Annotated in this window: 7 protein-coding genes and 1 pseudogene; 4 read left to right on the top strand and 4 right to left on the bottom strand. The window is 73.7% G+C overall.

The window, feature by feature from the left end:
* From AB8Z75_RS24580 to AB8Z75_RS24565, 4 genes and pseudogenes are all read right to left on the bottom strand, one after another.
* On the bottom strand, nucleotides 1-1,021 hold a 1,021-nt coding region (locus AB8Z75_RS24580), incomplete at its 3' end, for a serine hydrolase domain-containing protein (protein ID WP_369205531.1).
* Entirely contained in the window at nucleotides 1,003-2,292 is a 1,290-nt protein-coding gene (locus AB8Z75_RS24575; RefSeq protein ID WP_369205529.1) for a multidrug effflux MFS transporter, read from the bottom strand. The genes AB8Z75_RS24575 and AB8Z75_RS24580, both read right to left, overlap by 19 nt.
* A gap of 646 nt (nucleotides 2,293-2,938) precedes the next feature.
* A pseudogene (locus AB8Z75_RS24570) lies at nucleotides 2,939-3,754 on the bottom strand (alpha-L-fucosidase); the annotation flags it as partial.
* A gap of 377 nt (nucleotides 3,755-4,131) precedes the next feature.
* Nucleotides 4,132-4,845 (bottom strand): type 1 glutamine amidotransferase domain-containing protein, encoded by a 714-nt coding sequence (locus tag AB8Z75_RS24565; RefSeq protein WP_369205527.1) that lies wholly within the window; start codon nucleotides 4,843-4,845, stop codon nucleotides 4,132-4,134.
* Nucleotides 4,846-5,263: 418 nt separating this feature from the next.
* On the opposite strand from AB8Z75_RS24565, the gene hutU reads away from it, so the two are divergent.
* From hutU to hutI, 4 genes are all read left to right on the top strand, one after another.
* Entirely contained in the window at nucleotides 5,264-6,934 is a 1,671-nt protein-coding gene (gene hutU, locus AB8Z75_RS24560; RefSeq protein WP_369205525.1) for a urocanate hydratase, read from the top strand.
* Entirely contained in the window at nucleotides 6,934-8,181 is a 1,248-nt protein-coding gene (locus AB8Z75_RS24555) for an allantoate amidohydrolase (protein ID WP_369205523.1), read from the top strand. The genes hutU and AB8Z75_RS24555 overlap by 1 nt, the downstream gene beginning before the upstream one ends.
* Complete coding sequence (locus AB8Z75_RS24550) at nucleotides 8,178-9,599, top strand: formimidoylglutamate deiminase (protein ID WP_369205521.1); 1,422 nt, start codon at nucleotides 8,178-8,180, stop codon at nucleotides 9,597-9,599. The genes AB8Z75_RS24555 and AB8Z75_RS24550 overlap by 4 nt, the downstream gene beginning before the upstream one ends.
* 64 nt (nucleotides 9,600-9,663) lie before the next feature.
* Nucleotides 9,664-10,842, top strand: a complete 1,179-nt coding sequence (gene hutI / locus AB8Z75_RS24545) for an imidazolonepropionase (protein WP_369205519.1) — start codon at nucleotides 9,664-9,666, stop codon at nucleotides 10,840-10,842.
* Nucleotides 10,843-11,097: the final 255 nt, after the last annotated feature.

Genomic DNA, 11,097 nt, shown 5'->3' with positions numbered 1-11,097 from the left:
GGCCGGGGCCGGGGGCGGGGCCCGGCGTCGCGAGTTCGCCCATGAACCAGGCGGCGCCGGTCTGGAAGCCGAGGCCGGGCGGGTCGAGCAGGGCCGACACCGAGGAGGGCGCCAGGATGCGGGCCGGGCCGTAGGCGCCGCCGGTCAGCAGCGTGCGGCACAGGACGGCCAGGTCGTGGGCGGTGGAGAAGAGTCCGGCGTGTCCGGCGACGCCGCCCATGGCGTAGGCGTTCTCGTCGTGGACGCGTCCGTGGACCAGGCCCCGGTTGAGCTTGGCCCAGGGTTTGCGCTGGTCCTCGGTCGCGGCGATGCGGGAGCGCCAGGAGCGGGGCGGGCAGAAGCGGGTCTGGGTCATGCCGAGCGGCCTGGTGATGCCGTCGCGTACCAGGACGTCCAGGGCCCGGCCCGTGACCTGGTGGAGCACCCGTTCGAGCAGGAGCATGTTGAGGTCGGAGTACAGGTGCCGGCTGCCGGGCTCGGTGAGGGGTTTCTCGGACCACAGCAGCGCGGCGTGCTCGGCGGTGTTGTGCTCGTAGAAGGGCAGCTCGGCCCGTAGCCCCGAGGTGTGGGTGAGCAGGTGGCGCACGGTGATGCCGTGATCGGTGACCAGCCCGGCGCGCGGGTCGGCGTACGCGATGACCGGCGCGTCCAGGTCGAGGGCGCCGCGCTCGGCCTGCTGGAGGGCGGCGACGGCGGTGAACAGCTTGGTGAGGGAGGCCACGTCGAACACGGTGCCGGGCCGCATCGGCAGCCACTTTTCCTGCGGCAGTTCGACGGGCCGCCCGGCCTCGGGGTCCCAGGCGGAGTACCGCAGCGCCCATCCCGCCGCGTGCTCGACGGCGACGTACGGTCCGCGGCCGGCCAGCACGACGGCGCCCGCGCACCATCCGGTGGCGGGCAGCCGGTCGATCTCGCCGGTCAGGTCGGCCAGGTGTTCGGTGGCGAGCCCGGCCTTGCGCTGGAAGCGGCGCCGCTCGGCGCCGTCCAGCGAGGCCGCGCTCTTCAGTCGCGTACGCGCCATGGGCGGCAGAGTCCCACGAAGGCGAGCGTGGCGAGTGCCACCGCGCTGAACTGGACGAGCGCCATGGGCACAGCGGTCTGTTCCCCCGCGATGCCCACCAGTGGCGAGGCGAGGGCGCCGACGAGGAACTGCGAGGTGCCCAGCAGCGCCGAGGCGGACCCGGCGGAGTGCGGGGTGCGCATCAGGGCCTGCGAGTTGGCGTTGGGCATGATCAGGCCCATCCCCGACATCAGCACGCACAGCCCCGTCGCCAGCGGGGCCAGTCCGACCTCGCCGAACACGCCGGTCGTCATCGCCAGCAGCGCCACCGTGGCGGCGCCCACCATGCACAGCCCGAAGGCCAGTACCCGGTCCAGGGAGACCCGGCCGACCAGCACCTTGCCGTTGAGCTGGCCGAAGGCGACGATGCCGATCGAGTTGACCATGAACAGCAGGCTGAACGTCTGCGGCGACGCACCGTAGATCTCCTGCATGACGAACGGCGACGCCGACACGTAGGAGAACAGGGCGGCGAAGGCCAGGCTGCCGGTCAGCAGGTATCCGGCGAAGACCCGGTCGGCCAGCAGTGCGCGCATACTGCGCAGTGCGTCGGCCAGCCCGCCCTTGTGCCGCTGCTCGGCCGGCAGCGTCTCGGGAAGCTTGCGCAGGACCACCAGGACGAGCAGCAGCCCGATGGCGGACAGGATGACGAAGACGCCCCGCCAGTCGGTGAAGCGCAGCACCTGACCGCCCAGGACGGGCGCGAGGATCGGCGCGACGCCCGAGATCAGCATCAGGGTGGAGAAGAACCGGGCCATGGCCAGCCCGTCGTACATGTCGCGGACCACGGCCCGCGCGATCACCACCCCGGCCGCACCCGCGAGCCCCTGGACGAGCCGGCAGACGGTGAGCGTCGCGGCGGTCGGCGCCAGCGCGCACGCGACGCCCGCGACGACGTAGGCGCTCATGCCGATCAGCAGCGGCCGGCGCCGCCCGAACCTGTCGCTCATCGGGCCGACGATGAGCTGGCCGACGGCGAGCCCGATCAGGCAGGCCGTGAGGGTGAGCTGAGCGGTGGCGGCGGGCACGTGGAGCGCGCCGCCGACCTCCGGCAGCGCCGGGAGGTACATGTCGATGGAGAGCGGCGGGAGCGCGGTCAGCCCGCCGAGGATGAGGGTGATCAGCAGCCCCGCGCGGCGGCGGCGTGTCAGGCCGGGCGCGGAGGTGGCGTGTTCCGGCGCGGAGGCCGGCGCCGGACGGGAGGAGGAGGGCGAGGGKGACGGGGACGACACGGTCGCGGGGCAGTGAGAACGACAGCGGTTTGCCCGACATCAGCGCGCGTCCGCTCAGCGTCCGCGAGCGCGAGCCGACGGTGAGCCGGTAGGAGGTGCCGGGGTCGGCCTCACCGGCGAACCTGACGTCCGCCCGGCCGCCTCGGGCCGTGGTGACGTAGGCGGTGCTGCGCACGGTGGTGCGCCGCTGCGAGCGGTAGGAGCCCTCGTCCGCGTAGCCGTGCCCGGTCTCCATGTCCTTCGCCGTGACGGTGCCGCGCCCGTCCGCACCCAGGTCGACGGTCTCGTCGGGGACGAGGCGCAGTGGCCCGCGCAGCCGGACGCGGACGACCGGCAGCACCGGGTCAGCGGGGTCCTCGGGCAACTGGACCACCAGGTCGTCGCCCTCGCGGTGCCAGTCGAGCCGCGCCCCGCCGGGGCCGTCCTCCGCCACCCCGGCCACGCGCGTCGCCAGGCCCGGCAGCCGCAGCCGCCCGTCGGACGGTGGCCGCACCGCGTGGAGGTACAGCTCGCGCCCGTCCACCGTCACCTCGCCCCAGGGCTGCCCGCCGAAGCGGGTGGCCGACGCCTCGAACCCGGCGCGGTGGTGGCGCTTCAGCCACGCGCCGACGCCGCGCAGCACGTCCGCCTCGAAGCCGACGACGGAACCGTCACCGCGCGGCCCGATGTTGAGCAGGTAGTTCCCGCCGCGGGCCCGTACGCTCAGCAGCCCGCGCACCAGGGAACGGATCTTGCCGGGCTTGTCCTCGCGCTTCTGCCAGCTGCGGTAGCCCCACGTCTCGTGGTAGACGGAGGCGGGCGTCTGCCAGGCGCCGTCCAGGGGGACGTCCGGCACCTCGTTGTCGCCCATCACCCGGAAGTCGCCCGCGTTGTTCCACACCCGGCTGCTGACCGTCGCGCCCGGCTGGAGCCGGTGCACCAGACGCGCGAAGCGGCGGCTCTGCGCGGCCGTCGGCGCCGACATGTCGAACCACACCTCGGCGATCGGCCCGTACCCGGTCATCAGTTCCCGCAGTTGCCCCTCGATCAGCGGTTCCATCGAGGCGGGGATCGGGTTGCTGTTGTCCGGGTCGAAGGAGTGGCCCGCGTGCCAGTCGACGAGGGAGAAGTAGACACCGAACTCCAGCCCCTGCGCGCGGCACTCGCGGGCCAGCGCCTTGAGCGGGTCCTTGCCGTAGGGGGTGCGGTCCACGACGTCGTAGTCCGTGGTGCCGGTGTCGAACATCGCGAAGCCGTCGTGGTGCTTGGCCGTGATGACGACGTACTTCATCCCGGCGTCCTTCGCCAGTGAGCAGACGGCGCCGGGGTCGAAGCGGTCGGCGCGGAAGCGGTCCGCGACCTCGGCGTACTCCTTGCCGGAGATGTTCGCCCACATCTGTATCTGCTCGCTGTACCCCTCGGTGACGGGCTTGCCCTTCCAGACGCCGCCGAGCTCGGAGAAGAGGCCCCAGTGGATGAACATGCCGTACCGCAGCCGCTGCCACGCCGCGACGCGCGGGTCCGCGGAGCGGGGGATCTCACCGGGGATGCCGCGGACGGTGCGTTCGGTGGACGGGTGCGCCGAGGGGGCTTGGGGCGGTGCGGACGCGGCGGCGCCTCCCGCCGGAGCCGCGCACAGCAGCAGCGCGAGCGCCGCGCCCGCGCACACCCCGCGCAGCCCGGGCAGTCGTGACCGGCTGAGCACAGACCTCACAGGTCCTCCCCTCTCGGACATCCGATGAAAGAGTCCGAGAGGGGGGCGCGCGTGTCAAGTGTGCGTGCCGCGGCCGGTTTTGAGGCTTCCGCTGCGGAGAGAGATCCTATCTATCCGGTGCCGTGCGGGTGGCGGCCGACGAGGGCTCAGCCGAGCATCTTGATGACTTCCGCTGCCACCGGGCCCGCGGACGCGGGGTTCTGGCCGGTGACCAGGTTGCGGTCCACCACCACGTGCGGCGCCCAGGGCTCGCCCTCGTCGAAGTGGGCACCCGCCTCGACCAGCCGGTCCTGGAGCAGCCACTTCGCCTTGTTCGCGAAACCCGCCTGCTCCTCCTCGGCGTTGCTGAAGCCCGTCAGCCGGTAGCCGTACACCGCGCTGGCGCCCTCCTGGGTGTGGGCGGCCAGCAGCGCCGCGGGGCCGTGGCAGACCACGCCCAGCGGCCGGCCCGACGCCAGCGTCCGCACCAGCAGCGTGCCGGAGTCGCTGTCGGTGGCCAGGTCCTCCATGGGGCCGTGGCCGCCCGGGTAGAAGACGGCGTCGAAGCCGGCCGGGCCGCCCCCGCTGTCGATCCGTACGTCCTCGATGCTCAGCGGCTGTCCCAGTTCGGTGAAGGCATCAAGGCCCGCGGCCACCCGGTCGGCGTTGTCCTGTCCGCCGTTCGCGTCGGCGGACAGGCTGGCCTGGTCGACGCTGGGGACCACTCCGCCTGGGGTGGCCACGGCGACCTGGTGGCCGGACGCCTTGAAGGCCTCGTAGGGGGCGACCGCCTCGTCGGCCCAGAAGCCGGTGGGGTGCTGGGTGCCGTCGGCGAGGGTCCAGTGCTGAGCGCCGGTCAGCACGAAAAGGATCTGCGACATGTCGTTCTCCGGGGCTGCGTGGGGGTGAGCGTGGGGCCAGGGAGGCGGGTGGTGCGGACTGTGCGAGCGCGCTGACGTGCCGTACCCGGAGCGTGGCTTCCGTATGCGGGCCGCCGGCGCGCTCTTCGACGACGGTAGGCCGCTCCCGTGCCGGGCGGCGTCCTGAACGGCCGTACCCGCCGCGTGTCCCTCCGGGTGTCCCACCGCTGGCGGTTCACCGCGCCCGTGCCGTGCGAGGCGCGTGGCGCGGGGTCCGGACCTGCCACGCGCGGCCCGCTCCCGGCCCTTGCCCGGTCCGCTCGGGGTCCTGTCCCGGTCCGCTCGCGGTTCGTACCGGGCCACCCGTTGACTAGATCTATTCACTGCGTATGGTTAGTGAATAGATCTGATTCGGTTGGAGTCGAGGAGGCAGGGCCATATGACCAGCACCGCAGGAGCACGCCCCGTGAGGGCGCCGCGCGGCAGCGAGCTGAGCACGCTCGGATGGCAGCAGGAGGCCGCACTGCGGATGCTGCAGAACAACCTCGACCCCGAGGTCGCCGAGCACCCCGACAAGCTCGTCGTCTACGGCGGCACCGGCAAGGCCGCCCGCGACTGGGCCTCCTACGACGCCATCGTCCGCACCCTGCGCACCCTGCGCGGCGACGAGACGATGCTCGTCCAGTCGGGACGCCCCGTCGGCGTGATGACCACCCACGAGTGGGCGCCGCGCGTACTGATCGCCAACTCCAACCTGGTCGGCGACTGGGCCAACTGGGAGGAGTTCCGCCGCCTGGAACAGCTCGGCCTGACCATGTACGGGCAGATGACCGCGGGGTCCTGGATCTACATCGGCACCCAGGGCATCCTCCAGGGCACCTACGAGACCTTCGCGGCCGTAGCGGAGAAGCGGTTCGGCGGCTCGCTGGCCGGGACGATCACGCTGACCGCGGGGCTCGGCGGCATGGGCGGCGCCCAGCCGCTCGCCGTCACCATGAACGGCGGTGTCGCCCTCGTCGTCGAGTGCGACCCCTCCCGCATCGAACGCCGCATCGAACACGGATACTGCGACGTCCGTGCCGACAGCATCGCCGAGGCGCTCCGCCTCGCCGTCGAGGCCCGCGACGCCCGCCGCCCGCTGTCCATCGGCCTCCTCGGCAACGCCGCCGAGGTACTGCCCCAGCTGCTCGCCGAGGGCGCCCCCATCGACATCGTCACCGACCAGACCTCCGCCCACGACCCGCTCTCCTACCTGCCGACCGGCGTCGACTTCTCCGACATGGCCACCTACGCCGCCGAGAAGCCCGCCGACTTCACCCGCAGGGCGCGCGAGTCCATGGCAGCCCACGTCGAGGCCATGGTCGGGTTCCAGGACGCCGGCGCCGAGGTCTTCGACTACGGCAACTCGCTGCGCGGCGAGGCACAGCTGGCCGGATACACCCGCGCGTTCGACTTCCCCGGCTTCGTCCCCGCCTACATCCGCCCCCTCTTCTGCGAGGGCAAGGGCCCCTTCCGCTGGGCGGCCCTCTCCGGCGACCCCGCCGACATCGCCGCCACCGACCGTGCGCTGCTCGACCTCTTCCCCGAGAACGAGTCGCTGGCCCGCTGGCTGCGGCTGGCCGGCGAACGCGTCCACTACCAGGGCCTGCCCGCCCGCATCTGCTGGCTCGGCTACGGGGAGCGCGCCGCCGCAGGTGAGCGCTTCAACGACATGGTCGCCTCCGGGCAGCTCCAGGCCCCCCTCGTCCTGGGCCGCGACCACCTCGACTGCGGCTCCGTCGCCTCCCCCTACCGGGAGACCGAGGCCATGCGCGACGGCTCCGACGCCATCGCCGACTGGCCCATGCTCAACGCCATGCTCAACGTCGCCTCCGGCGCCTCGTGGGTCTCGCTCCACCACGGCGGCGGTGTCGGCATGGGCCGCTCCCTGCACGCGGGGCAGGTCACGGTCGCCGACGGCACCGCCCTCGCGGGCCAGAAGCTGAACCGGGTCCTCACCAACGACCCCGGTACCGGAGTGATCCGCCACGTCGACGCCGGGTACCCGGAGGCCGAGGCGGTCGCGGCCGAGCGCGGCGTCCGCGTCCCGATGCGCGAGGGAGACGCCTGATGGACCCCGCCTCCTCCGACGCGGGAGCCACGGCCCCGTCGGGACCGCAGCCGTCCTTCCAGCAGATGTGGAAGGAGCTGCTGCCCCTCGGCAGGGCGGCCTCGGGCGGTTACCGCCGCTTCGCGTGGACGGGACCCGACCAGGAGTGCCGCCAGTGGTTCCGGGACCAGGCCGTATCCAGGGGCCTCGCCTACGAGGTGGACGGCAACGGCAACCAGTGGGCGTGGTCCGGTGACAGGGGCGGCCAGAACGCCGTCGTGACCGGCTCGCACCTCGACTCGGTCCCGGACGGCGGCGCCTTCGACGGGCCGCTGGGCGTCGTCTCCGCCTTCGCCGCCTACGACGAACTCCGCCAACGGGGCACCGCCTTCACGCGCCCCTTCGCGATCGTCAACTTCGGGGACGAGGAGGGCGCCCGCTTCGGCCTGGCCTGCGTGGGCTCCCGGCTGATGACCGGGTCCCTCACCGTGGAGGGCGCCCACGCCCTGCGCGACGCGGAGGGAACCACCCTGCCCGGGGCGATGGAGGCGGCGGGGTACGACCCCGCCGCGCTCGGCCCCGACCCCGAGCGCCTCGCCCGCATCGGCGCTTTCGTCGAACTGCACATCGAACAGGGCCGTGCGCTGGCGGAGACCGACCACCCGATCGCGGTCGCCTCGGCCATCTGGCCGCACGGCCGCTGGCGGTTCGACTTCCGCGGCGAGGCCAACCACGCGGGCACCACCCGCCTGGAGGACCGCCGCGACCCCATGCTCACCTACGCCAACACGGTGCTCGCCGCCCGCAAGAAGGCGCGGCTGGCCGGCGCGCTGGCCACCTTCGGCAAGGTGGCGGTCGAACCCAACGGCGTCAACGCCGTCCCCTCCCTGGTCAAAGGCTGGCTGGACTCGCGTGCGCCCGACGAGGAGACGCTGGCGTCCGTGGTCGCCGAGATCGAACGCGCGGCGGGCGAACGCGGGGGCCGCGACGGCGTGGACGTACGGGTGACGCGCGAGTCGGCGACACCGCTGGTCGAGTTCGACCACGCGCTGCGCGATCGGATGGCCGCGCTGCTGGGGGACGACATTCCTGTCCTGCCCACCGGAGCCGGACACGACGCGGGTATTTTGTCCGCTTCGGTGCCCACGGCGATGCTGTACGTCCGCAACCCGACCGGCGTCTCGCACGCACCCGCCGAGTCCGCCGAGGAGGACGACTGTGCGGCGGGCGTCACCGCGCTCGCCGACGTACTGGAAGGCCTGGTGTGACGACGACGACGCGAAACAACCCGGGCGCCGCCGGCGCCGCGCCCGACCCCGGCGCGGCGCCGGCCGAGAAGACCTACTGGTGCGAGCTCGCCTGGCTCAACGGCACCGTCGAGCCGCACGTCGCCCTGGAGGTGACCGCACAGGGGCGGCTCGGCGCCGTCCGCAGGGACGTCGAGGCGCCGCCGCCCGGCGCCACCGTGCTGCGCGGACTCACCCTGCCGGGGCTGGCGAACGCGCACTCGCACGCGTTCCACCGCGCCCTGCGCTCCACCGTCCAGGTCGGTTCGGGAACCTTCTGGACGTGGCGGGACGCCATGTACCAGACGGCCTCCCGGCTCACCCCCGACACCTACTACACGCTGGCACGCGCGGTGTACGCCGAGATGGCGCTGGCCGGCATCACCTGTGTGGGCGAGTTCCACTACCTGCACCACGCACCCGGCGGCGCGCGCTACGACGACCCCAACGCGATGAGCCACGCGCTGGTCGCCGCCGCCGCCGACGCCGGCATCCGCATCACCCTGCTGGACACCGCCTACCTCGCCGCCGGCATCGGTCCCAAGGGCCGCGGCGAGCCGCCGAACCGGCAGCAGCTGCGCTTCAGCGACGGCACCGCCGAGGCCTGGGCCGAGCGCGCCGCCGCCTTCCGGCCTGAGGGCGGCCACGTACGGGTGGGCGCCGCCGTGCACTCCGTACGAGCGGTGCCCGCACGGCAGCTGCGCACCGTCGCGCAGTGGGCCGAGGAGCGCGGTGCGCCCCTGCACGTCCACCTGTCCGAGCAGACCGCCGAGAACGAGGCGTGCGAGAGCGTGCACGGCATGACGCCGACCGCCCTGCTCGCCGAGCACGGCGTGCTCTCCCCGCGCACCGTCGCCGTCCACGCCACCCACCTGACGGACGACGACATCCGCCAGGTGGGCCGCACGGGCACGGGCGTGTGCATGTGCCCCACCACCGAACGCGACCTGGCCGACGGCATCGGCCCGGCCCCCGCGCTCGACCGGGCCGGAGCCACGTTGTCGCTGGGCAGCGACAGCCACGCCGTCATCGACCTGTTCGAAGAAGCCCGCGCACTGGAACTCGACGAGCGCCTCGCCAGCCGCACCCGCGGCCACTGGACCGCGGGGCAACTGCTGCGCGCCGCCACCGAGGGCGGCCAGGCGGCACTCGGCTGGCCCGAGGCGAGCAGGCTGGAGACCGGCGCCCTCGCCGACTTCACCACCGTCGCCCTCGACTCGGTGCGCACGGCGGGTCCCGTCGCCCGTCTCGCCGCGGAGACAGCGGTGTTCGCCGCCACGGCCGCCGACGTCCGGCACACCGTGGTGGCGGGCCGCCACGTGGTGCGGGACGGCGCCCACACGCTGGTGGACTCCGTCCCCCACGCCCTGACCGGGGCCATCAGCGCCCTCCGCCCCTGACCGCCCCGCAGGGTGGGGCCTCGGCCCCCGGCCCCGCCCTGAGRCCGCAGCACCAAGGAACCCCATGCCCCAGACAACGGCCCTGACCAACATCGCCGCCCTGGTCACCAACGACCCCGCCCAGGGCGACGGGAGCCCCCTCGGGATCATCGAGAACGCCGCTCTCGTCATCGAGGGCGACCAGGTGGCGTGGGTCGGCCCCGCCGACCAGGCGCCGCCCGCCGACACGGCTCACGACGCGGGCGGCAGGGCCGCCGTCCCGGGCTTCGTCGACAGCCACTCCCACCTCCTGTACGCGGGCGACCGCACCCAGGAGTTCAACGCCCGCATGTCGGGCCGCCCCTACACGGCCGGCGGCATCCGCACCACCGTCCAGGCGACCCGCGAGGCGTCCGACGAGGCGCTGGCGGCGACCCTGGACGCGCATCTGCGGGAGATGTACGCCCAGGGCACGACCACGGTGGAGACGAAGTCCGGCTACGGGCTCAGCGCGGAACACGAGGCCAGGGCCCTGCGGGTGGCGGCCGGGTCGGGCGTGGACGAGGTCACCTACCTCGGTGCCCACGTCGTCCCGCCCGAGTACGCGCACGACGCGGACGCGTACACCGCCCTGGTGGCCGGCCCGATGCTCCAGGAGTGCGCCCCGCACGCCCGTTGGGTGGACGTGTTCTGCGAGGAGGGCGCCTTCGACGAGGAGCAGTGCCGCACGATCCTCACCGCGGGCAAGGAGAAGGGCCTGGTCCCGCGCGTGCACGCCAACCAGCTCTCGTACGGGCCCGGCGTGCGGCTCGCGGTGGAACTGGACGCCGCCTCTGCGGACCACTGCACCCACCTTGCGGACGAGGACGTCGACGCGCTCGCCCACAGCAGCACGGTCGCCACGCTGCTGCCCGGCTGCGAGTTCTCCACCCGCGCGGTCTACCCGGACGCCCGCCGCCTCCTCGACGCGGGCGTCACGGTGGCCCTGTCGACCGACTGCAACCCGGGGTCCTCCTACACCTCGTCGATGCCGTTCTGCCTCGCCATCGCCGTACGGGAGATGAACATGACGCCCGACGAGGCCCTCTGGTCGGCGACGGCCGGCGGCGCGCGGGCGCTGCGGCGCACGGACGTCGGCCGCCTCGCGCCGGGCAGCCGAGCGGACGTGGCCCTCCTGGACGCCCCCTCCCACGTCCACCTCTCCTACCGGCCGGGCGTACCACTGGTGTCCGAGGTCTGGCGCCGAGGCCTGCGGGTCGCCTGAGTAGGGCGCCCCGAAGGGGCGCGAGGAACTGCGCGCCAAGCCACAACCAACCCGCAGACCGCACACTGCGAGCAGTGGCACCCCCTGACCGGAGCACGCTCCGCAGGGAAAGCCCGGGCCCCCGGGCCCCGGGCCCCCGGGCCCCGGGCCCGGGCTTTCCCCCCCCCCCCCCCCCCCCCCCCCCCCCCCCCCCCCCCCCCCCCCCCACTGGTGTCCGAGGTCTGGCGCCGAGGCCTGCGGGTCGCCTGAGTAGGG

Source organism: Streptomyces sp. PU-14G (genome assembly GCF_041028275.1).
In the GTDB taxonomy this organism is placed as follows: Bacteria; Actinomycetota; Actinomycetes; order Streptomycetales; family Streptomycetaceae; genus Streptomyces.
Note: the sequence above shows the minus strand (reverse complement) of the source record. Positions and strands in the feature narration are given on the sequence as shown.